Below are 21,459 nucleotides of genomic sequence, written 5' to 3'. Positions count from 1 at the left end.
GAATTTTTCCAAGAGATAACCATTTGATAGTTAAAACTTACCGTTTACTAATTGGTTTTCGTGTTTTACGAATTAATGAATTAAATTTATTGGCAAGGACTAAAAGTTATAGACCTAAAATTATCTAGATATGAACGCAATCAGAGCTATTATCGTTGACGATGAGAAGCATGGTATAATAACACTACAGCACTTGCTTAACCAGTGCTGTAAGGAAATTGAGGTGGTTGCTACTTGTCAGAAAAGTACTGAGGCTAAATTAATTATTGAAGAAAGCCATCCGGATATTGTTTTTATGGACATAGAAATGCCTGTAATGAGTGGTTTGGATGTTCTGGAACAATTTGATGAGTTTAACTTTCAGACAATTTTTACTACCGCATATGATCAGTATGCAATTGCTGCATTGAGGTTAAATGCATTGGATTATTTATTAAAGCCAATTGATAAAACGGAACTGAAGGATGCTGTAGACAGGTTTTTAAACAACGAAACTGCTGCTTCTAAGAAACAGTTTCAAATGGCCAAGCACTTTACACAAACCAGAATCATGGATACGTTGGCTTTATCCAGTAGTAAGGGACTTCATTTTATCAAGATAAAAGAAATATTATACCTGGAAGCAACCAGTTGTTATACGAACATTATGATGAACGACGGGCAGGTTCATTTAGTCAGTAAAACACTTTCCTCATTTGAAGAGGCCCTGGGCGATCATTCGTTTTTTAGGGCTCATAAATCCTTTATCATTAACCTCGATTATATAAAACACTATATCAGAGGTGAAGGAGGGGAAGTAGTTATGACTAATAACACTGTCATCAACCTAAGCCGGACAAAAAAACAGGAGTTTCTGAATTTCTTTACCAAGATATAGTTGGGAAATAATGTTTTTACAATACCGGTTGCAGAATAATAGACTTTAAACTAAATAAAGCTTTTCCATTAGTGTCTGGAGTTAATTTTATGGTGTAAATACCAGGTTTATCAACAGAAACGATGGCAACGGGGTGTTTAATAAATAACAATGGTTTGCCTGCACTAAATTCTGATGTTCTTAATGTTAGAAACTTATAGGTTGTGTTGTTAAAGCTCATCAGACCTTCTTGTTTACTGCTTGCTTCAGGGCATGAATATTCCAGTAATATTTTATAATCGCCCGGTTCTGCTACCGAAAACTTAAAAGAAGCTTCATCCCCAGGGCTGCTCATGTTTGTTACGCAGGTGGTGTGTTTCCAGTCGCCAAAATAATGGCTGTAAGTAAGCGATTTTATTTCTGCATTTCCCTTAACTTCGGCATTTACTGCATCTATTGTATTGAACTCATACTGTAATGAAACCTGTGGTATTGAGGCCGCATAACCATCGTTAAGATTGCCACTAAACTGAACAGCAAGCACCGTGTTGTGTTCGTTTAAGGATTTAGGCATGTCTACAATAATATCGCTGCCTTGTTTTATCCATTTAACCGGTTGTTTGTTTGCAAGCTGATACACTTTGTTTACTGCTACATTTACGCCTGGTATCCTGATTTTTCCGTTTCCAGGGTTATTTAGTACATGAAGGTATAGTTTGCCCGGTGCAGATGTGGTAACACCCCAGGGTTGGGCAGGGACTAATCCGTAGATTGTTCCATAAATACTTTCGCCATTTGCCTGGAGCCATTTACCGGTTTCTCTTAAATATTTCACTGAATAAGGAGGGATGTTACCCTCTCCGTCAGGTCCTACGTTTAGCATAAGGTTACCACCTTTAGAAGCTACAGTTGCAAGGAGCTGGATGATTTCTTTTGGAGATTTAAAGTTCATATCATGACTAATATATCCCCATGAATCGTTATGCGTATATATGGATTCCCAGGCACCCTTAATTGGCGTTGCAGGAACTTCAGAATCACCAAAGGTGCGATAATCTCCCAGCCCTTGTCCAACCCTGCTGCTAAACAGGCTCTTAGGCTGTAGGGCATGCATGCTGTCTACCAGTTCCTGAGTTTGTTTTTTATCCAGACCGCCTGGCATATCAAACCAAACAATACCCAGATCACCATAATTGGTAAGCAATTCCTTTAGCTGCGGAATTGACTTTTCTTTATAATATTTTAGATAGTCCTTTTTTGTTTCGTCAAAGTCCCATTTGTTACCACCACCATTTGGTTCGTGCCAATCCAGGAACTGGGAATAGTAAAAGCCAAATTGTATACCCCTTTTTCTTGTGGCGTTTGAAAGCGCTTTCATAGGGTCTTTCCCATAAGGAGATGCCTTTACGATATTGAAATCGCTTACTTTTGAATCGTACATTGCAAAACCTTCATGATGTTTAGCGGTAATTACCATATACTTAATGCCAGCATCCTTTGCAAGGTCGGCCCATTCATCTGCATTAAATTTTACGGGATTAAATTCTTTGGCAACTTTTGCATAATCTGCAGCAGGAACTTTGGCCTGATGCATTAGCCATTCGCCACTACCGTAATAATCCTTGCCATTCCATACGCCTCCAAGTTTTGAATATAGACCCCAGTGAATAAACATGCCAAATTTTGCTTCTTTAAACCACTTGGCGTTAGGATTTTCTTTTTCATTTACTTGTTTGTCCCATCGTTCAATGTCTTGTGCTATTGATGAGTTAAATAGGAATGCAGTGAGAATACCTGTGGTTATAAATACTTTTAAAATAGACATGAATGCTTCGTTTATAGGAAGATTATTGATTTGGTTAATAATACTAAGATAGGGGATAGAGAATAAGATTATTCTTCCTTAATAGCTAATGATTAAACTTTTTTGGCCTGAGATTTATGTTACGCTAATTATTCCTTTTTCCGTAACTTGGTATACATGGAACAGAGCGATACCAAAGGTGGTAATTGGTTGTTAATAACAGGTGTTATATTGGGCTGGTTTGCACTAATAGCGCAGCTTTATCTTACTATGCAAAGCAATATTGTGCCGGTTGATGAGTCGGTTATTCGATACTTTAGCTACTTTACTGTTTTAACTAATATTCTTGTGGCATTGTGCTTTACTTCACTTTTGCTGAAACGAAAGGACAGCGGTTTCTTTACAAAGCCGACTACTCTTACAGCAACTGCGGTGTATATTACTGTAGTGGCCTTAATTTATAATTTGATATTGAGGTTTACGTGGGAACCAAAGGGTTTACAATTGGTAGTTGATGAGTTACTCCATTTAATTATTCCTATTTTATTTGTGCTATACTGGTTCTTGTTTGTATCCAAGGATTCATTGAAATGGAATGGTACCTTTAGCTGGCTTATTTACCCTTTTATTTATTTGATGTTTATCTTATACAGAGGATCTGCATCAGGATTTTACCCTTACCCTTTTGTAGACGTGGCGAAGTATGGGTACGCAACAGTATTTGTAAACTGTTTTTATGTGCTTGTTGTATTCCTCGTGTTGTCGTTTTTATCGGTTTGGATAGGAGGAAGGTTTAAAAAAGAAAACCGGTAATTAACCGGTTCCCTTTATCTGTTATTTTGTAATTAAGCCTCTGTATTTCTGCATTGCCGAAATATTTGGATCATGTCCGCGGAAATCTCTGAACATTTTACCATAATCTTCTGTATTGCCTTTTGAAAGTATCATGTCTCTAAAGCGTTGCCCATTAGTAAGGGTTAATCCTCCGTTTTCTTCGAACCAGGAGAATGCATCATGATCTAACATCTCTGTCCACAGGTAAGCATAATAACCCGCTGCATAGCCATTTCCCCAAATGTGTAAGAAGTAAGAAGAACGGTAGCGTGATGGAACATACGACAGGTCAAGATGTGTTTTTTGTAGGGCGGCAGTTTCAAATTTATCTGCATCCTGCAAAGGATCCGTTGCTGATAGCTTATGCCATTGCATATCAAGGGCGGCGGCGGCAAGGACTTCTGTTAATGCATAACCCTGATTAAATGTACCGGCTTTTTTGATTTTATCAATCAATGTTTGTGGCATTGGCTCACCTGTTTTATAATGAACAGCGTAATTTTTAAATACCATTGGATTTATTGCCCAATGTTCATTGAACTGAGATGGGAACTCCACAAAATCCCTGGCAACATTGGCACCAGATAGGCTTGGATATTGCTGGTTTGCAAAGAAACCATGTAGCGCATGACCAAACTCATGGAACATTGTGGTTACGTCATCAAAGCTGATTAATGCCGGCTGACCGGCTGCAGGTTTAGTGAAGTTACATACGTTGAAAATTACAGGTTTAGTACCCAATAGCTTAGACTGGCCAACCATATTGTCCATCCAGGCGCCTCCAGATTTGTTGTCGCGTTTAAAATAATCACAGTAAAACAAGCCTATGGTAGTATTGTCTTTATCAAAGAGCTCATATACTTTAACATCCTTATGGTATACCGGAAGATCCGTGCGCTCCTTAAAAGTGATGCCATAAAGTTGGGTGGCAGCATAAAATACACCATTCTGAAGTACTTTGTTTAATTCGAAATAAGGTTTTATCTGATTTTCATCCAGATCATATTTCGCTTTGCGAACCTGTTCTGCATAGTAATTCCAATCGTACGGCTCTACTTTAAAACCACCCTTTTGCTGATCAATTACAGCCTGGATATCAGCAGCCTCAGCTTTGGCTTTTGCTGTTGCGGAGGGCACGAGTTTAGAGAAGAAGGTTTCAACTGCGGCCGGAGTTTTAGCCATTTGATCCTGCAGTTTCCATGTAGCATAATTAGGAAAGCCGATAAGTTTTGCTTTCTCTGCTCTGATTTTTGCTATTTCTACAATAGCTTTTCTGGTGTCATTTGTGTCATTTCGCTCAGCACGGTTCCAGGAGGCATCAAATAGCTGTTGTCTGGTTGCACGGTTTGATAACATTTGTAGTGAAGGTTGTTGGGTGGTGTTTTGAAGAGATAACATCCATTTGCCTTCTAACTTGTTTGCCTTCGCAGTTTGGGCGGCAGCAGCAAGCTCACCTTCTGATAAGCCTGCAAGTTCTGATTTGTCATTAACAACTAAAGCACCTGCTTTGGCAGCAGCAAGAAGCTGATTAGAAAATTTAGCACTTAACGAGGCCTCTTGTTCATTCAGCTTTTTAAGATTTGTTTTGTCTGTTTCTGAAAGTTTAGCTCCGGCTAAAACAAATGCCTGATAGTAATACTCTACTAATCGTTTTGATTCCTGATCTAATTTTAACTTTTCTCTTGTATTATAAATGGATTCGATCCTTTTGAATAGCTCTGGATTTAATGATATAGCATCCTGGTGAGCAGCAAGTTTAGGTGCAATTTCTTCTTGTAATTTTTGTAGATCATCGTTTGTATTTGCACCTGTAAGAAGGCCAAATATCCGATTTACCCTTGTGAGCATTTCACCTGATTTCTCCATTGCTACAAACGTATTTTCGAATGTCGGAGTTTCGGTATTGCCAGCAATTTTCTGGATTTCTTCTAAATGAATTTTCATTCCCTCCTCGAAAGCAGGTTTAAAGTCGCTATCTTTTATATGATCAAAATCAGGCGCCTGGTAAGGTAGTTTACTCTGGTTAAGAAAGGGGTTTGAGGATGATAAAGCCGTGCCGTCTGCTGTCGACTTTTTATCGGTATTTTGGCAAGATGTTAGAATTGCAAGCATTGCAAATAAAGGAACCTTAAATGATGTTTTCATGCAGTTTTTTTATTTTGTTGATCTAATGTACATAAAAAAGCGCCTGCATCAACACTTATGATACAGGCGCTTTTTTATGTAAAACTTGCAATGCTTACTTGAATGATTTTAAATCGACAATCTTATCGTTGTCGCTAGGGATTAAGTGTGAAATGCCTTCTTTATCTCTATCCCATTTATAGTTTTCCTGAATCCATACAAACAGGTCATTTCCTTTTGCGGTTGGCAAAGTTTTTAAAGGTTGATCATATGTTTTTCCTGTAGGATAGTGCACCTGGAAGAAAGATTTTTCGCCTAGAAATGCAAATGTTTGTTTATCCGGAGACTTCAACATGAATTCTCCCTGGATTCTTTCGTCCGGATTTTGTCTTTTAATTAAGAAAACCTTAGCGTTAACATTGGCAACAAAGAAATCATTATTAACTAAATAACCATCTCTTCCGGTTTTGATAATTCCCTTGGTATATTTTTTATCCTCTTTACCTTTAGATGCTCTGTAAAGGCTAATCACGTCTGGTTTTTTATCTGTTATTGTGATTAAATATACAGGAGCTACCAGACCTGAGTTGTCGGCAATTTGAACCAGTAAAGCGGTTTTTTGAGTGTTTACATATTCAGCAGTAGAAAATTTACCTATAGCGGAGGCTTTGTCTGCCGGATTTGTTTGGATTTGAATGACTGTATCCTTGTATTTTACATTAAATACTTCTTCTGTTTCTTCAGCCGCTTTTTTATCACTTTCGGCAGTAATAAGCGCTAAGGTGTCGCCTCTGGTTTCGGGATAATAATTGAACTTTTCTGTTGCAGTTAGCACTCTCGGGGCATAAGTTGCAGCATTTTCTTTATTGCCTTGACAAGCTGAGAAAGCAACGGTTGTTAAAAGGGCGTAAAAAATAGTTTTCATAAAATTTTGAGATAAGAGGAATATTTGGTTTAAACAAAGTTAAATTCTGACATTAAATATCCAAATATAACTTGGTAACATTGATATGAATAAAAAATTAATGCTTTTAACTTTCTTCTTGGTGGTGTAAATCCTTAACAATAGATTTGGAATAGATATTTAAGGAAATGCTTAAACCATACAAAAGTTCAGATTTTAAATTATTGGAGAACTGGGTAACCGATGCAGAACTTTTGCTTCAGTTCTCTGGGACAGATTTTTCTTATCCTTTAACGGAACAGCAAATTCAGGATTATCAGGATACTTATCCAGATCGCCATCTTTATATAGGCTATACCTTAGAAAAGCTTCCGTTTGCTTTCGGAGAGATTATTCCTCAAGAAAGTGGCTACCCAAGATTAGCCAGGATTCTTGTGGGAGAACCAGCACTTCGAGGCCAGGGATTAGGAAGGTACTTTATTCAAATGCTCCTAGAGGAATCTAAGCGACTTTACAATACAAGTATTGTTGAACTTTTTACCTGGGTAAAGAATTATGCGGCAATTAGGTGTTATGAATCGGTTGGTTTCAAATTCTTAACAGAGAAAAGTAAAACGATGATCCATAAAGGCATAAGTTACGACATTCATAAAATGGTTTTTATTTCCTCACCCGATAATATATGAAAGACACATTTAGATTTTACAAGACGGCTGACGGTAAGTGGTACATTGATCTGCCTGAATGGGGTGGCTCGATTGATGATTTGCAAATGGTAGATGGGGCAGATACTATGCTCGATAAAGTTAGTGGATATAGTAATGAATGTTACTTAGAAATGAGTGATGAACAGTTTGAGGGTGCCGACAGGATTAAACTTGTTCAAGACTTAACTAATACTATTGGTGGTGGTAATTATATTATGGAAACCTATAGGGGTGAATTGTTTAATCATGAAATGTGGCTTTGCCAGGTCACGGTTGATGTATTCTATAAATTACCTAAAGTGATTTATATTGCCCCGGTTAATTTATAAATCCAAAATGTGATTTTGGAAATGGATAGAAACAAAGAAAGGGATGTCGCATCCACGCACATCCCTTTTCTAACCAAATATAAACCTGTATGAACGGGTTTTACTTTAAGTTTCCGTAGTACTCTACGAATTTAGCTAATGCATTAGAATAGCCCCATTCGTTATCATACCAAGAAACCACTTTAACGAAGTTATCATTCAATGAAATACCAGCTTTAGCGTCAAAAATTGATGCATGCTCATCGCCGATAAAATCAGAAGAAACTACTTCGTCTTCAGTATATGCTAATACGCCTTTCAACTCACCTTCAGAGGCAGCTTTCATGGCTTTTTTTACGTCTTCGTAAGTAGCAGGTTTTTCCAAACGTACAGTAAGATCGACTACAGAAACGTCGGCTACAGGAACGCGGAAAGACATACCAGTTAATTTACCTTTTAATTCAGGAAGTACCAAGCCTACAGCTTTAGCAGCACCTGTTGATGAAGGGATGATGTTAGAGAAACCACCACGTCCGCCTCTCCAGTCTTTAGCTGAAGGACCGTCAACTGTTTTTTGAGTTGCAGTTACCGCGTGAATAGTACTCATTAAACCTTCTACGATACCAAAATTATCATTTAATACTTTAGCAATTGGTGCTAAGCAGTTAGTAGTACAAGATGCATTTGAAACGATAGTTTGGTCAGCAGTTAATTTATGATGATTTACACCCATTACATAAGTAGGGGTATCGTCTTTTGCCGGAGCAGAGAATACTACTCTTTTTGCACCTGCAGCAATGTGTTTTGCACCGTCTGCTTGAGTTAAGAATAAACCAGTCGACTCAATAACAGTTTCTACACCAACTTCATTCCATTTTAAGTTTGCCGGATCTCTTTCAGCAGTGATACGGATGGTTTTTCCGTTTACTACAAGATTTCCATTTTCTACAGCGATAGTACCATCAAAACGACCATGTGTAGTATCATACTTTAACATATAAGCCATGTAATCAGGCTCAACTAAGTCATTGATTGCAACGATATCTAATCCTCTTTTTAAAGCAGCTCTAAAAACCAGTCTGCCGATACGGCCAAAGCCGTTTATTCCAATTTTGCTCATCTTATTAATTTGAATAGTAGTTTAGTAAATTATATATTGGTTCTTTAGTAATTGATGTTATTTTTAATCCGTGTTTTTCTGCTGTTTCCCTTAGTTGCTCCTGAAATGTTCCTGCAACAAGACCTACAAAATGTATTTCCTTTCCAGGATGTAGTTTTATTGTTGGTAACAGATATATATTGAAGTAACTTTCAAACGCTTTATCTATTAGATCTAGTATATATTTATGGTTGCGGTTTTCAAGGAAAAAATCGAAGAAAGAACTGAAAAATTGCTGAGCCATTGGTTTTTTATACACACGCTCAAGTATTTGCGGTCTGTCCAGATTGTATTTAACCTCAAACTCACTTTGCAAATCTTTTGGTAATTTTTCCTGAAGAAAGGCTTTCACAAGAATCTTTCCCAGGTAGGTAGCTGAACCCTCGTCGCCCAGAATAAATCCAAGGCCAAAGTTATTTTTCTCGGGGCTTTTACCATCAAAATATGCACAGTTGGCACCACTGCCTAATATACCCACGATGCCACTGTTGTTGTAACACGCTGAAATTGCTGCTCCATATAGATCATCCTTAACGGTGATCTTGCTATATTTAAAGAAGATACCAAGCGTTTCTGCCAATTCGTTCCTTCTTTCTACTGAGGAAGCTCCTGCAGCAAACACATATATTTTCTTTATGCTTTCGGCATGATTAATCAGCGTAGCCTTCTTATTTAAAAATTGCAGTATTGCTTTTTGATCGTTAAAACAAGGGTTTATACCGGGCATAGTGCATTCGGCGATGGTTTTTCCATCCCGTGCAATTTTCCAGAACGCTGTTTTTGATCCGCTATAAACTACTGCAATCATATTTATATTGATAAGACTTTAGTCATTTCCAATAAATCACTTTCCAATTTAAAGCTATGCTTTGTAAGTGCTTCTTCAATAGTGGTGGTGTGTATATCATTACCACGCAGGCCAACCATTTGCATGGTGTTTCCTTTCAAAAGTTCATTTACAGCAGCAAAGCCAAGTCTGCTTCCAAGTATCCTGTCGAAACTACTCGGGCTGCCTCCACGTTGAAGATGGCCTAAGATAGTCACTTTTGTGTCATAGTGGTTAAACCTCTCCTTAACTTTTTTGGCAATGTCAAAAGCTCCACCGTCTTTATGTCCTTCAGAAACAATAACTATGCTCGAAGATTTTTTAGTAGATGCACCTGCTTCCAGTTGAGCCACCAATTCATCAACACTAGTTTCCCTTTCAGGTAACAAAACAGCTTCTGCACCACTGGCAATTGCGCTTCTTAAGGCGATACACCCCGAATCTCTGCCCATTACTTCAATAAAGAACAACCTGTCATGCGAGTCGGCTGTATCCCTGATTTTGTCAATGGCTTCAATAACTGTATTTATTGCCGTATCATATCCTAAAGTAAAATCTGATCCGTATAAATCGTTATCAATAGTTCCGGGAATACCTATAACTTTTACGCCATGTTTCTTTGCAAATCTCTGGGCCCCTGTAAAAGTTCCATCTCCACCGATGACAATTAGTCCATCTATGTCTCTTGCTTTTAAATTTTCAAAAGCAATATCTAGTCCTTCTTCAGTTTTGAAATCCAGACAACGTGCTGTTTTTAATATTGTTCCTCCGAGGTGGATAATGTTACTTACGGACCTTGCATCCATTGGATTAATATTGTTGTTTATTAATCCCTGGTATCCCTGCAAAACTCCAAACATATTTATACCATTGTATATTCCGGTTCTTACTACAGCTCTAATACAAGCATTCATTCCCGGAGCATCTCCTCCAGATGTCAACACAGCGATATTTTTGATATTTGGTTTCATGATTTATTATACGAATATAGGGTGTATTTTTTACACTAAGTAATTTATTTTTTATTTTCTGTGTAATTTGGGGACAAGTATATTTATTTGCTTTAATATTTAAAAATTTAATATATTGAAACAGAATAATAAGTGTCTAGCTTGAACCCGGTTTCAAAGGAATGGAAAATATTGCTAAATTGGGATTCTTATCTATCTTTATGGAGAAATTCATGTTGTATAACGAGTAATTAGCGTAATTAATATTTAATATTTTGAAAGAAGTCTTACCAAAGTTTGATTCCACTTTTTCGATTGACTGTGTGGTGTTCGGATTCGACGAGGGAGAATTAAAGATCCTTTTAATCGAGAGAAATGAAGAGCCGTTTAAAGACTGGTGGGCATTGCCGGGTAATATTGTTGGAGAGGTTGAAAGTTTAGACCAATCGGCCTCCAGGATCTTAAACGAGCTTACCGGACTAAGTAACATTTATATGGAACAGTACTACACTTTTGGCGATGTTAACCGACATCCACAAGGAAGGGTAGTAAGTATTGCCTATTATGCACTTTTGCGTTTAGGTGGTGATAAGGCTGTAAAGCCTATTAGTACCTATGCAAAGCGGGCACACTGGATTAATGTAAAAGATTTGCCAAGGCTGGCATTTGACCATCAGCAGATTTTTGATAAAGGGCTTGAAAAGATAAAGCGCCGCATTAAACATCAACCAATAGCATTTGAGCTTTTGCCGGAGAAGTTTACACTAACCCAGCTGCAGAATGTTTATGAAATTATCTTGAACAAGAAATTGGATAAAAGAAATTTTAGAAAGAAAATGCTAAGCTTCGGCGTTTTACGAGACCTTCAGGAAAAGCAACAGGGTGTTTCCTTTAGGGCGGCTACCTTGTATAAATTTGACAAGAGAAAATATGCCAAATTGTTTGAAAAGGAGATTTCTTTTTAAGCATGTGCGATATAATAATAAAAATGGCCTGTATCATCAATGATACAGGCCATTTTTATTGTGCTTATTTTTAGCTATTACTTGTTGGCTACTAACAAGTGATAATCAACCAGATCATCTATAGGTGAGCGGATAACTTTACCAACACCCATCTCATACCTGTCTGCTACTATACTCAATATATCTCTAAAGCTATAACCAACAGAACCTACGCAGTTTAACGAATGTTCTTTATAGTTAGGATAATGAATTACAAGGTTTTCAAAGAATGCAGTAAATGCATATTCAACTGTAGAGAATGTATAATCCTCATAATTGTCTTTGAAATCATATAAAAACTTACTAAAGCTTGCGCAGAAGCGATTTGGCAATGGTTTGTTATAAATATGGTCAAAAATATCTTCGTTGGTTAATGCAAAGTTATCATAGAAGCTCTCTCTAAGGCCTTTTGGCATATAGCCTTTCATATAGTCTGAAAGAATTCTTTTTCCAATGAAACAACCACTTCCCTCATCACCAAGGAAATATCCAAGTGAATCAATGTTTAAAGTGATGTCTTTTCCATCGTATAGACAAGAATTTGTTCCTGTTCCTAAGATTGCGGCAAAACCAGGTTCATCGCCTAATAATGCTCTGCATGAAGCTAATAAGTCGTGGCCGATATTGATTTCCGCATTTGGGAAAACCTGCTTCATTGCATCAGCAACAATTTTACGTTTGGCGTCTGTAGAACAGCCCGCTCCATAATAATTTACCTCTTTCAACTTGTCAGTTTCCAAGTGATCAGGTAAGGTTTTTCTTAATGACTCTACTATGTACTCTGTGCTCGAAAAGTACGGGTTATAGCCCTCTGTATTAAAATGAATTTTTCTACCAGCCTCATTAATTAAACACCAATTGGTTTTAGTTGAACCACCATCTGCAATAACTATCATCTTAATTTGATTTTTTCGGGATAAAAGTAAATAATCCTACAACTTTCGTATGGTTTTTTTTCATAAATTTAATTTTTTAGTTTTGGTTAGTTGTTAGTTTTCTGCCTTTAAATGCTTAAAAACAGTGTTTTTTTTAATTTTGCTCGTGATTTTTAGATTACCATATTGTTAAATAAACACTAAGGCTAAAATACACTTGTTATTTTAAAATCCAAATTATAAAATTTCTTGTTTTTATGAATTTAGGTTACAGCCGCTATAATAGTAGTTTTTTGGTTAAAAATGAACGATAATATGATTTTTATCTGTTTAAAGGCGTTGTTAATTCTTTTTTTATCTAAAGCCGTTATTTTATATTGTATTTTGTAATATTATCAATCTTTCTTTCATTAAGAACATTAAAAATAAATCTTTGTATTCAGTAAAAAATAACATGGCGATAAAAGTTGATTTTAGAAGCGATACAGTAACCAAACCTACAGCAGAAATGCGGGCAGCTATGATGAGTGCAAAAATAGGTGATGATGTTTTTGGCGAAGATGAGACAGTAAATGAATTGGAAAGGAAATTGGCGGGTATATTTAATATGGAAGCCGGATTGTTTTGCCCATCAGGTACAATGACCAATCAGATTGCAATTAAGTGTTTTACTCAGCCTATGGACGAGGTGATATGTGACCAAACATCTCATGTTTATCGTTATGAGGGTGGCGGTATTGCTTATCACTCTATGGCTTCAGTTCGCCTGTTATATGGAGACAGAGGGATATTAACACCTGAGTTAATTGAACCAGAAATAAATGAAAATAATATTCACTATCCGAACTCCAGCCTGGTAGTTTTAGAGAATACAGTAAATAAGGGCGGAGGCATAGCTTATACTTTAGATCAAATAGAACCGATCCATACACTTTGTAATATTAAAGGATTAAAACTTCATTTAGATGGGGCAAGGATATTTAATGCTTTAATCGCTACCGGCGATCATGCAAAGGACTACGGAAAGTATTTCGACGGAATATCGGTTTGCTTATCAAAGGGGCTTGGTGCTCCCGTAGGCTCTGTACTGCTAGGATCTCAGGAAACTATTAAAAAGGCAAGGAAGATACGTAAGGCATTTGGTGGCGGGATGAGACAGGCAGGTTTTTTAGCAGCAGCGGGAATCTATGCCTTAGACCATCATGTAGTGCGTTTAGCCATCGATCATCAGCATGCAGTTGCATTGGCAGGTGCTTTAAATGAAGTTAATTATGTGTCGTCTGTACTGCCTGTCCAAACAAATATAGTGCTGTTCGATGTAGCACCTGGATTTAGAGCTAATGATATCGTTCTTCTTTTGGCTGAAAAAGGTATTGCTTGTAATACTACTGGTCCAAATACGATCAGAATGGTCACCCATTTAGATGTTTCTTCGGAGATGATTGACATGGCAATCGAAAACATAATACATTTACATCCAATTGCCCATAAATAACTTTAACAGATGAATAAAATCCTTATAGCCAACAGAGGTGAGATCGCATTGCGCATTATGCGTTCTGCACGTGAAATGGGAATAAAAACAGTTGCTGTATTTTCTGAGGCTGATAGAGAAGCGTTACATGTACTTTATGCTGATGAAGCAATTTGCATTGGCCCGGCTCCGTCAAATCAATCTTACTTATTAGGAGAAAAAATAATAGAAGCCTGCAAGGCTAGCGGAGCTGAAGCAATACATCCTGGATATGGTTTCTTATCGGAAAATGCTGGCTTTGCAAGGTTAGTTAAAGAATCAGGATTAATTCTGATTGGGCCAACGCCTGAGGCAATGGAAATTATGGGAAATAAATTATCGGCCAAAGCCGCTGCTTTGAAATATAATATTCCCATGGTGCCGGGCACCGAAGAAGCAATTACGGATATTGAAGAAGCAAAGGCAAGAGCCATTGAAGTTGGATTCCCGATTCTGATTAAAGCTGCTGCCGGTGGCGGTGGAAAAGGAATGAGGGTGGTAGAGCAAGTGACCGACTTTGAAGAGCAAATGCAGTTGGCAGTTAGTGAAGCTACATCAGCCTTTGGTGATGGATGTGTATTTATTGAACGTTATGTTTCGTCGCCACGACATATAGAAATTCAAGTTCTTGGAGACACTCATGGTAATATTGTTCATTTATTTGAACGTGAATGCTCTATTCAAAGAAGACATCAGAAAGTAATTGAAGAAGCCCCATCTAGTATTCTAACTGAAGAAACTCGTCGAAAGATGGGAGCCTGTGCAGTAGATGTAGCGCGTTCTGTAAGTTATGTGGGTGCTGGAACAGTTGAGTTTATTCTGGATGAAAACCTCGATTTCTTTTTCCTTGAAATGAATACCAGACTTCAGGTAGAGCACCCCGTTACTGAAATGATAACCGGTTTGGATCTGGTAAAAGAACAGATTAAGATTGCCAGAGGTGAAAAACTTTCCTATAAACAAGAGGATTTGAAGATTAATGGGCATGCGCTTGAACTGAGAGTATATGCTGAAGATCCGGAAAATAATTTCTTGCCGGATATAGGCGTATTGCAAACATACAATACACCAAAGGGGAACGGAGTTCGTGTTGATGATGGTTTTAAACAGGGCATGGAAATTCCGATCTATTATGATCCAATGATTGCGAAGTTAATCACATACGGTAAGGATAGGGAAGAGGCAATTGAACGGATGATCCGTGCCATTGATGAATATGACATTACGGGTATAAAAACTACTCTTGCTTTTGGGAAATTTGTAATGCAGCACAATGCTTTTAAAGGTGGTAATTTTGATACTCATTTTGTAAGTAAATACTTTAGTGCAGAAAGTTTGAAAAATGAAGATGAGGATGAGGCCCTCATGGCAGCTTTAATTGCGGTAATTTCATTGAAAAAGCCCGATGTGGTGCCGATACAAAACCAGGTGGAAGTAGTGAGCAACTGGAGAAAAAATAGAGTTAAGTTTAATTAATAAATATGTTTACAGGAATAATAGAAACACTTGGGGAGGTTACAGATATAATGTCGGAAGGTACAAACAAACATTATATCGTACAATCGAATTTAAGTAATGAGCTAAAGATAGATCAAAGTGTTTCGCATAACGGGGTGTGCTTAACTGTGGTAGCGTTGTCAGAAAATACTCATACGGTTACGGCAATAGAAGAGACGCTGCAGAAAAGCAATCTCAATGAGTTAAGGATAGGTAATAAAGTAAATCTGGAGCGCTGCATGTTAATGAATGGACGATTGGACGGGCATATTGTTCAAGGCCACGTAGATCAAACAGCAGTATGCATTAAGAGAGCTGAGCTTGACGGGAGCTGGGAGTACAGGTTTAAGTATGATGCTAATAGTGGGAATGTTACCGTAGAAAAAGGATCTGTGTCAGTTAATGGTATCAGTTTAACAGTAGTAAATTCAGATATTGATGAATTCTCTGTATTCATAATACCTTACACCTTTGAACACACTAATTTACATGAGGTTAATGTAGGTAGCACAGTAAACCTTGAGTTTGATATTATAGGTAAATACGTTGCCAGACTAATAAACAGGTAGTTATCTTTTTAATTCGGCAATCTTGTTTTTAATAAATCCGATCAGCTTTGTTTGCTCTTTAGGGTTGATTGTCTTTAAGTATTGCTCATAATAGTCAATTGCATTCTTCTTGTCGTTAAGCTTTGTTTCGTAGACAAGAGCAATATTATACAACAGGCTTCCATTGTTTTCGAATTGGAGGCCTTTTTTGTACGCTGCATTTGCTTCAGTATTCTTGTTTACACCTTCAAATGAATCTCCAAGTAAGCCATAATAGCTGGCAATTTTGGTTGATATTCCTTCTTGTATTGCTTTTTCGAGGTAAGGAATAGCATTTTTATAATCTTTTAATCCTCTGTAGCTAAGTCCAATGGAATAATATAATGCTTCGCTATCCATCGACTTACTTTCTATTACTAAAAAATTCTTTAATGCATTTTTGTAATCAAGAATGAAAAAATAAGATTTTCCCAGATTATTGAGGACAAAGGTCGAGCTATCACCATAACTTAATAATTTCTCTCCGGTTTTGATAGCTTCATCATATTTTTTATTCGCCATACTAATAGGCATTTTCATTTTGAGCAGTTGCAGATTTGTGCTATCTGCATCTAAGGCCGGTTGTAATATATTGCTTGCCTTGTCAAAAAAGTTCATTTTAAAATAGAGCTCGCATAAATCAAATACCACATCCGGATCAATAGGATTTATTTCATTCGCTTTTTTAAGATAACCTATTTTAGCCAGGTTCATTTCTCCCTTATTCAAATTGGCTAATTGCTTATATACAGTAAAATTTGTGCTATCGATTTTAAGGATATCCATGTAATATGCCTTGGCCTTTTCATCGTTTCCTCTTCTAAGGTTGATATTTGCAAGGCTAAACAATACTGGTAAGTTCTGAGGTTGTTTATCGTGGAGCTTTAAATAATTTTTTTCTGCTTCCGGAAGTTTGCCTGCCATCATATTGGCATAAGCAAGTTGCGATATTTCTTTTTCATCCTGAGTATCCTCAGCATAAATGCTTTTTAAATATTGAGCTGCATCGATATATTTTTGTGTTTGATAAAATTCCAGCAGTTTCTCATTATCAAGGACAGCTTTACTCTGTCCGTAAGTAATCTGGCAAGAAATGACTGCAAAAAATACAAGAAGTGCTCTTTTCATACGGGTAATATTTAAACAACTAAAGTATTAGTTATTTATTGGTATTGCAAGTTTTGTCTCTATTTTTTTATGTATATAACGATGCCCGGATGATCTCATTATAAAAAATCAAAACATATTGGCAGGGTAATTGGTTGAATTATAATATAAAATGAATATTAATCTTAATTAAAATACGAATATGGATACTTTAAAGAAGTTTGAATTGATGCAGAAAATCGTAAGAGAATTAGAAGACTTACAGCACTCACAACAAGCAATAATTCAAAAAATAGGGAAAATTGAAGTTGATAATATAGAGCTTGGAGATAAAAGGTTAGAGAAGGATTTGCCTGATATGCATCAAAGAGTTTCAGATAATTTGGACACGATTGTTGGCATACTAGACTATTTTGCAGATAAAACTCAAAACTTTGGTAACAAAAACAATGTTGATGCCTTAAAAGAACAGCAAGCTATAAACGACGCCACAGGTAAATAAAAGTCTAAACGCAATGAAATGCCCGCAACTTGCGGGCATTTTACTTTAGATCTACCGGTAGGTATATGCAAAAAGAAGAGCCTTTACCCAGTTCACTTCTGACTATAAGTTTGCCATCATTTTTCTCCATAAACTCTTTGCATATCACCAGGCCTAATCCTGTGCCTTTCTCATTCATTGTACCCCTTGTGGATATGTTATCTCCATTATGTATTTTTTGGAGTGCAATCTCTGACATTCCAACGCCGTTGTCCTCGATACGAAGTTCAATAAAGCCATTTTTGTATACAGCTGTTATATGTATTTCACAATTTTCATTACAAAACTTAATGGCGTTGTTTAATATGTTTCTAACTACAATCTGTATCATCAGTCTATCAGCATAAACCATCTCACCTGGAAAAACATCTTGTATTATTCGAATATTTTTTGCCTCTGCCGCTGGTAAGTGATAGTTGATTTCATTGACCAGGATATTTTTCAGATCAAAGAAGTCCCGATCGATTCCATAACCTTTTAATTGGCTTCTAGACCAATGCAAAATATTATCTAAAAGTTCTGTGGTATATGAAATGTCTCTGCTTAAAGTGGGCGACAGTGTTTTGAATTCTTCAATAGTAATTACATCGTCTGAGGTCATTTTAAGGATTTCTCCAAGGTTAACCAAAGGCCCTCGTAAATCATGAGCGATTATGGAAAATACCCTGTCTTTAAGTTGATTAAGCTGTTGAAGTTCTGTTGTCTGTGATTTAGAACGTAGCGCTTCCTTTCTTAACGTAGTAAGGTCCTGTAGTTTTATAATGACCGCCTCGCTGTTTAATTTAAGCTGATTTTCATTTAAAGTTCTGATTTCTGCTTCCAGTTCAAATGATCCGTTATGGTTTTCTATTTTTAATTCGATTTTCCCCGATTGTCTTTCTTTAATCAATGCAGCAAGCTTTTTGTGGTCGGGAAAAAGTGCTTCAATCTGAGTTCCTATTATTTTACTTTTCTTAATATCTGATAAGTATCTTCTAAAAGAAGAGTTATAATCAATTACCCTGTTTTTGCTATCCAGTATAACGAAACCATCTTGCATTAGTTCTAATACTTTTTCCCTTGCAACAGGTAAAATATCGAAGAGCTTAAAACGATAGATGGCTATGCTGATTAAAAATACTGTAATAATAAAAGCAAAAGGGGTAATATCGAGTTGACCTAAAGGTCTGAACCCCAAAAAATAGGTGATATTTGTTATCCAGGGTATAAATGCAGCTATTATTATACTATAATTTTGACTTTTGTAAATAGGGTCTGATTTGCGAAACGTGATGATTAATAAGTAGCTTCCAGTAGCCAATAACAGATAGAAATATAAAGTGAATATCCAAAATGATGGCCCCATTTCAAGAGCAACCATTGGAAAATCCCCTGTAGTGTCCATATGGTAACTTTTAAAATGTAAATGGTGATAATCATTTGTCCAAACCAATAATGTGGGAATAACTGCTGTGGCAATTAGAATAAACATATTTATTTTATTCTGGTACCAATGATCCTTTCCTGATAGTTTTAAACAGAATAGAAGCCAGGATAATGGAAGCAGAGAGATACCTATATACTCAATACTTATCCAAAGTTTTGCTTGTTCAATTGTGGTGCTTGCTAACTCAAAGCCATACGCAAATGACCATATGGCACTTGAGAACATCATAATGCCAAAAAAGCGAACGGCTCCTCCTTCTTTTCTATAGATATAATAAGATAGCAGGAGAGTAGCTGTGCCAAATAAAATTAGAACAATCGAGTATAAATTAAATGTAAAATCCATTAAACAGTAGGGTAATAATAATGAGGGATAAGAGGACAACAATGATATTGTGTTGATCTTTTAAGATAAAACTACGTATTTTAGATACAAATTAAAAATATTCTTAGTTTTACATAGTAATAGTCGTTTAATTAATAAAATACTAATCATTCTAATATGAAAAAATTAATCTTATCAGCATTATTTGTTTGCTTTAATCTGGTTGCTTTTAGTCAGGTGTTGCCTAGCTTCCAAATGGGGTTAAAGGCCGGAGCAAACCTTTCAAAATTAAGTACAGAAAATACATTTAGCAGCGACAATAGGGCTGGTTACTATGCTGGTATATGGACCCGCATCGGTGCAGCAGGTATTCATTTGCAGCCAGAGCTTTATTTGAGTGGTAAAAACACCACATTAAAAGCGAGTTCAGGTGAAGAAAATAAAGTTAAGTTTACCAGTTTAGATGTACCTATATTGGTAGGTACAAAACTTGGCGCAGCTGGTGTTGGCCTAAGGTTAAATACAGGCCCCGTAGTTTCCTTTATTTTGGACGATGAACAGTCATTTGGACAAGCTGCAGGAAGCGTATTTAAAGGTAATTTTAAAGGACAGAATTTCGCCTGGCAATTTGGCGCAGGTGTCGATATTGGTAATTTAGGTCTTGATCTAAGATACGAAGCCGGACTTTCTAAAATCGGAAAAGATGGCTATAACGATACCAAACTGAGCCTTTTTACTTTCGGACTGGCTTACAGGTTGTTCTAGTAAATAAAAGTTTTCCACATTTTGTATAAAGGGTAAATGTAAATCATTTACCCTTTCTTTTTGGCTTTAAAATTGATGATGCTTCCGTCCCTACTTAAATCAAATTGATCATGAATATCAAAGAACTATTGCTAAACGGTCAAAGCTTCTCTAAGCTGCTAAATCAGTTCTCAATCGAGGCAAATGATGTGAAAATTCAGGATGAAGATGTCCTTCTTGCTGATCATAAATTAGAACACCAGGAGATTGTTAAAGAAAACATTTGTATTGAAGGTAAAAACAAAGATGGGATTGTTAACTTCTTTGGTACTTTACATTACAATTTATTAAGTAAGCTGGCAGTATTTGAAATGCATGGGTTTGAGCAGATTTCCAAACCACAGGTATGCTAAGTGTTTTTTAACACTTCTTTTATTTCATATTCAAACGCCCCTTTTATCGGGCGTATAGGGGTTTCTTTGGAATCACTTAGTACCTTAATGTAACAAGCCCCAAAATAGAATATAAAAGAAGAATAAAATACAAACAACATAATTAGAACAATAGAACCAGAAGTACCATAAATGTTGCCTATTCCACTGAGCGGAAGCATTATTCTTAGTATATATTTACCTATTGTGAATAATACCGCTGTTAACAAACCGCCCTTTAGTGCAGCTTTCCAGGTTGGCCGGCCATTAGTTAAAAATTTAAACAGTACTGTAAACCAGATCATTACAATGGCTATAAATAAAAGCTGATTTAACATTGAAAGAAATATTTTTCCAAAAGTAGGAGCGGCCGTGTTTATGTACGAACCAATAAATGCCTGAATGCTATCGGTTATAAAACCCATCGTAAATAACAGTCCGGCCAGTAAAATGATTATCATTGAGCGTGCCCTTAACTTCATTTTAAACATAAACCCTGCATGTTCTTTATTTGCAATAGACCAGATTTGGTCCATAGAATTTTTAATAACGGTGAACAGTGTAGTGGCTACAAATAAGAAGAAAATAAAGCTGAGTAAAGTTGCATACCATTTATGATCAATTCCTCTTATATTTCTTAAGGTCTGTCTGATTTGCCCTGTACTGGTATCATCCAAAATACTGGCCAGACGCTCGAACATTCTTGAAGCGAGTATTTTTCTGTCAATAAAGTACCCAAAAAGTCTAATTAATATAATCAGGATAGGAGGTAGTGCAAAATTTGCAAAAAAAGCGGTGGCCCCAGCTAAACGTAATGGATCGTTTTTTTGAAATAATTTAAATGCTGCTTTGAAATGTATACAAAACAGCATTATCTTGTTAACTCTATTAATCTCCATTTGCACATTATAGCCTTGAACCCCGAAAGTAACTATTTT

The 21,459-nt window shown here is 36.5% G+C and carries 21 protein-coding genes; 11 read left to right on the top strand and 10 right to left on the bottom strand.

All coding sequences use genetic code 11. From position 1 onward, the window contains the following. Window positions 1-130 precede the first annotated feature (130 nt). Window positions 131-877, top strand: coding sequence for a LytR/AlgR family response regulator transcription factor (locus HQN86_RS09610; RefSeq protein ID WP_172660773.1), 747 nt, complete (start codon window positions 131-133; stop codon window positions 875-877). Window positions 878-893: 16 nt separating this feature from the next. On the opposite strand, the gene HQN86_RS09605 is transcribed toward HQN86_RS09610, so the two are convergent. Continuing rightward, window positions 894-2,681: an alpha-L-fucosidase gene (locus HQN86_RS09605; protein WP_172660772.1), complete on the bottom strand. Its 1,788-nt coding sequence runs from the start codon at window positions 2,679-2,681 to the stop codon at window positions 894-896. A 156-nt stretch (window positions 2,682-2,837) separates the two neighbouring features. Here HQN86_RS09605 and HQN86_RS09600 point away from each other — a divergent pair, with 156 nt between their 5' ends. Next, window positions 2,838-3,473 carry a Pr6Pr family membrane protein gene (locus tag HQN86_RS09600; protein WP_172660771.1) on the top strand — a complete coding sequence of 212 codons (636 nt, stop codon included), beginning with the start codon at window positions 2,838-2,840 and terminating at the stop codon, window positions 3,471-3,473. A 21-nt stretch (window positions 3,474-3,494) separates the two neighbouring features. Here the strand turns inward: HQN86_RS09600 and dcp are convergent, their stop codons facing one another. Both dcp and HQN86_RS09590 read right to left on the bottom strand, forming a co-directional pair. Then, the gene (gene dcp, locus HQN86_RS09595) at window positions 3,495-5,639 is read right to left on the bottom strand and encodes a peptidyl-dipeptidase Dcp (RefSeq protein ID WP_172660770.1); all 2,145 of its coding nucleotides are present in this window, start codon (window positions 5,637-5,639) and stop codon (window positions 3,495-3,497) included. Between the two features lie 94 nt (window positions 5,640-5,733). Then, window positions 5,734-6,543, bottom strand: a complete 810-nt coding sequence (locus HQN86_RS09590) for a hypothetical protein (protein ID WP_172660769.1) — start codon at window positions 6,541-6,543, stop codon at window positions 5,734-5,736. 167 nt (window positions 6,544-6,710) lie between these two features. Between HQN86_RS09590 and HQN86_RS09585 the strand changes: the two genes are divergently transcribed. Together HQN86_RS09585 and HQN86_RS09580 are read left to right on the top strand one after the other, a co-directional pair. Further along, window positions 6,711-7,208, top strand: coding sequence for a GNAT family N-acetyltransferase (locus HQN86_RS09585; protein WP_172660768.1), 498 nt, complete (start codon window positions 6,711-6,713; stop codon window positions 7,206-7,208). Beyond that, on the top strand, window positions 7,205-7,558 hold the full coding sequence (locus HQN86_RS09580; RefSeq protein ID WP_172660767.1) for a DUF6717 family protein: 354 nt from the start codon (window positions 7,205-7,207) through the stop codon (window positions 7,556-7,558). Before HQN86_RS09585 ends, HQN86_RS09580 begins: the two co-directional genes overlap by 4 nt. 100 nt (window positions 7,559-7,658) lie before the next feature. On the opposite strand, the gene gap is transcribed toward HQN86_RS09580, so the two are convergent. The 3 genes from gap to pfkA are packed head-to-tail and all read right to left on the bottom strand — an operon-like array spanning window position 7,659 to window position 10,493. Further along, window positions 7,659-8,657: a type I glyceraldehyde-3-phosphate dehydrogenase gene (gene gap / locus HQN86_RS09575; protein WP_048904231.1), complete on the bottom strand. Its 999-nt coding sequence runs from the start codon at window positions 8,655-8,657 to the stop codon at window positions 7,659-7,661. Window positions 8,658-8,661: 4 nt separating this feature from the next. Beyond that, a complete protein-coding gene (locus HQN86_RS09570; protein ID WP_172660766.1) occupies window positions 8,662-9,504 on the bottom strand; it encodes a hypothetical protein in 843 nt (280 codons plus the stop codon). A gap of 2 nt (window positions 9,505-9,506) precedes the next feature. Continuing rightward, window positions 9,507-10,493 (bottom strand): 6-phosphofructokinase, encoded by a 987-nt coding sequence (gene pfkA / locus HQN86_RS09565; protein ID WP_172660765.1) that lies wholly within the window; start codon window positions 10,491-10,493, stop codon window positions 9,507-9,509. 254 nt (window positions 10,494-10,747) lie between these two features. Between pfkA and HQN86_RS09560 the strand changes: the two genes are divergently transcribed. Then, window positions 10,748-11,437 carry an NUDIX hydrolase gene (locus tag HQN86_RS09560; RefSeq protein ID WP_048904234.1) on the top strand — a complete coding sequence of 230 codons (690 nt, stop codon included), beginning with the start codon at window positions 10,748-10,750 and terminating at the stop codon, window positions 11,435-11,437. Window positions 11,438-11,514: 77 nt separating this feature from the next. On the opposite strand, the gene HQN86_RS09555 is transcribed toward HQN86_RS09560, so the two are convergent. Next, on the bottom strand, window positions 11,515-12,372 hold the full coding sequence (locus HQN86_RS09555) for an N-acetylglucosamine kinase (protein WP_048904235.1): 858 nt from the start codon (window positions 12,370-12,372) through the stop codon (window positions 11,515-11,517). 433 nt (window positions 12,373-12,805) lie between these two features. On the opposite strand from HQN86_RS09555, the gene HQN86_RS09550 reads away from it, so the two are divergent. From HQN86_RS09550 to HQN86_RS09540, 3 genes are read left to right on the top strand one after another with little or no spacing between them, the layout of a single operon-like run. Further along, on the top strand, window positions 12,806-13,846 hold the full coding sequence (locus HQN86_RS09550) for a threonine aldolase family protein (RefSeq protein WP_172660764.1): 1,041 nt from the start codon (window positions 12,806-12,808) through the stop codon (window positions 13,844-13,846). A gap of 9 nt (window positions 13,847-13,855) precedes the next feature. Continuing rightward, complete coding sequence (gene accC / locus HQN86_RS09545; protein WP_172660763.1) at window positions 13,856-15,340, top strand: acetyl-CoA carboxylase biotin carboxylase subunit; 1,485 nt, start codon at window positions 13,856-13,858, stop codon at window positions 15,338-15,340. Between the two features lie 5 nt (window positions 15,341-15,345). Beyond that, the gene (locus HQN86_RS09540) at window positions 15,346-15,930 is read left to right on the top strand and encodes a riboflavin synthase (RefSeq protein WP_172660762.1); all 585 of its coding nucleotides are present in this window, start codon (window positions 15,346-15,348) and stop codon (window positions 15,928-15,930) included. Here HQN86_RS09540 and HQN86_RS09535 read toward each other — a convergent pair whose 3' ends face one another. Then, the gene (locus HQN86_RS09535; protein ID WP_172660761.1) at window positions 15,931-17,076 is read right to left on the bottom strand and encodes a tetratricopeptide repeat protein; all 1,146 of its coding nucleotides are present in this window, start codon (window positions 17,074-17,076) and stop codon (window positions 15,931-15,933) included. Between the two features lie 181 nt (window positions 17,077-17,257). Here HQN86_RS09535 and HQN86_RS09530 point away from each other — a divergent pair, with 181 nt between their 5' ends. After that, window positions 17,258-17,557, top strand: coding sequence for a hypothetical protein (locus tag HQN86_RS09530; RefSeq protein ID WP_048904240.1), 300 nt, complete (start codon window positions 17,258-17,260; stop codon window positions 17,555-17,557). Window positions 17,558-17,597: 40 nt separating this feature from the next. Here HQN86_RS09530 and HQN86_RS09525 read toward each other — a convergent pair whose 3' ends face one another. After that, window positions 17,598-19,367, bottom strand: coding sequence for a sensor histidine kinase (locus HQN86_RS09525; protein ID WP_172660760.1), 1,770 nt, complete (start codon window positions 19,365-19,367; stop codon window positions 17,598-17,600). Between the two features lie 156 nt (window positions 19,368-19,523). Here HQN86_RS09525 and HQN86_RS09520 point away from each other — a divergent pair, with 156 nt between their 5' ends. Both HQN86_RS09520 and HQN86_RS09515 read left to right on the top strand, forming a co-directional pair. Next, window positions 19,524-20,111 carry a porin family protein gene (locus HQN86_RS09520; protein ID WP_172660759.1) on the top strand — a complete coding sequence of 196 codons (588 nt, stop codon included), beginning with the start codon at window positions 19,524-19,526 and terminating at the stop codon, window positions 20,109-20,111. Between the two features lie 110 nt (window positions 20,112-20,221). Continuing rightward, the gene (locus HQN86_RS09515) at window positions 20,222-20,503 is read left to right on the top strand and encodes a hypothetical protein (protein ID WP_172660758.1); all 282 of its coding nucleotides are present in this window, start codon (window positions 20,222-20,224) and stop codon (window positions 20,501-20,503) included. On the opposite strand, the gene HQN86_RS09510 is transcribed toward HQN86_RS09515, so the two are convergent. Further along, window positions 20,500-21,420, bottom strand: coding sequence for a YihY/virulence factor BrkB family protein (locus tag HQN86_RS09510; RefSeq protein ID WP_172660757.1), 921 nt, complete (start codon window positions 21,418-21,420; stop codon window positions 20,500-20,502). The genes HQN86_RS09515 and HQN86_RS09510 overlap by 4 nt on opposite strands. Between the last annotated feature and the right edge of the window lie 39 nt (window positions 21,421-21,459).

This window comes from Pedobacter panaciterrae (assembly GCF_013204795.1).
In the GTDB taxonomy this organism is placed as follows: domain Bacteria; phylum Bacteroidota; class Bacteroidia; order Sphingobacteriales; family Sphingobacteriaceae; genus Pedobacter; species Pedobacter panaciterrae.
This window is presented reverse-complemented; position numbering and strand designations above follow the sequence as displayed.

What these genes read in the sequence shown, in the direction of transcription:
- HQN86_RS09510 (WP_172660757.1), bottom strand. Translation starts at nt 21,420, where the DNA reads ATGGAGATTAATAGAGTTAACAAGATAATGCTGTTTTGTATACATTTC.
- HQN86_RS09570 (WP_172660766.1), bottom strand. Translation starts at nt 9,504, where the DNA reads ATGATTGCAGTAGTTTATAGCGGATCAAAAACAGCGTTCTGGAAAATT.
- HQN86_RS09580 (WP_172660767.1), top strand. Translation starts at nt 7,205, where the DNA reads ATGAAAGACACATTTAGATTTTACAAGACGGCTGACGGTAAGTGGTAC.
- HQN86_RS09610 (WP_172660773.1), top strand. Translation starts at nt 131, where the DNA reads ATGAACGCAATCAGAGCTATTATCGTTGACGATGAGAAGCATGGTATA.
- HQN86_RS09600 (WP_172660771.1), top strand. Translation starts at nt 2,838, where the DNA reads ATGGAACAGAGCGATACCAAAGGTGGTAATTGGTTGTTAATAACAGGT.
- HQN86_RS09590 (WP_172660769.1), bottom strand. Translation starts at nt 6,543, where the DNA reads ATGAAAACTATTTTTTACGCCCTTTTAACAACCGTTGCTTTCTCAGCT.
- HQN86_RS09515 (WP_172660758.1), top strand. Translation starts at nt 20,222, where the DNA reads ATGAATATCAAAGAACTATTGCTAAACGGTCAAAGCTTCTCTAAGCTG.
- HQN86_RS09555 (WP_048904235.1), bottom strand. Translation starts at nt 12,372, where the DNA reads ATGATAGTTATTGCAGATGGTGGTTCAACTAAAACCAATTGGTGTTTA.
- accC (WP_172660763.1), top strand. Translation starts at nt 13,856, where the DNA reads ATGAATAAAATCCTTATAGCCAACAGAGGTGAGATCGCATTGCGCATT.
- HQN86_RS09520 (WP_172660759.1), top strand. Translation starts at nt 19,524, where the DNA reads ATGAAAAAATTAATCTTATCAGCATTATTTGTTTGCTTTAATCTGGTT.
- HQN86_RS09525 (WP_172660760.1), bottom strand. Translation starts at nt 19,367, where the DNA reads ATGGATTTTACATTTAATTTATACTCGATTGTTCTAATTTTATTTGGC.
- dcp (WP_172660770.1), bottom strand. Translation starts at nt 5,639, where the DNA reads ATGAAAACATCATTTAAGGTTCCTTTATTTGCAATGCTTGCAATTCTA.
- HQN86_RS09605 (WP_172660772.1), bottom strand. Translation starts at nt 2,681, where the DNA reads ATGTCTATTTTAAAAGTATTTATAACCACAGGTATTCTCACTGCATTC.
- gap (WP_048904231.1), bottom strand. Translation starts at nt 8,657, where the DNA reads ATGAGCAAAATTGGAATAAACGGCTTTGGCCGTATCGGCAGACTGGTT.
- HQN86_RS09535 (WP_172660761.1), bottom strand. Translation starts at nt 17,076, where the DNA reads ATGAAAAGAGCACTTCTTGTATTTTTTGCAGTCATTTCTTGCCAGATT.
- HQN86_RS09550 (WP_172660764.1), top strand. Translation starts at nt 12,806, where the DNA reads ATGGCGATAAAAGTTGATTTTAGAAGCGATACAGTAACCAAACCTACA.
- HQN86_RS09540 (WP_172660762.1), top strand. Translation starts at nt 15,346, where the DNA reads ATGTTTACAGGAATAATAGAAACACTTGGGGAGGTTACAGATATAATG.
- HQN86_RS09530 (WP_048904240.1), top strand. Translation starts at nt 17,258, where the DNA reads ATGGATACTTTAAAGAAGTTTGAATTGATGCAGAAAATCGTAAGAGAA.
- pfkA (WP_172660765.1), bottom strand. Translation starts at nt 10,493, where the DNA reads ATGAAACCAAATATCAAAAATATCGCTGTGTTGACATCTGGAGGAGAT.
- HQN86_RS09585 (WP_172660768.1), top strand. Translation starts at nt 6,711, where the DNA reads ATGCTTAAACCATACAAAAGTTCAGATTTTAAATTATTGGAGAACTGG.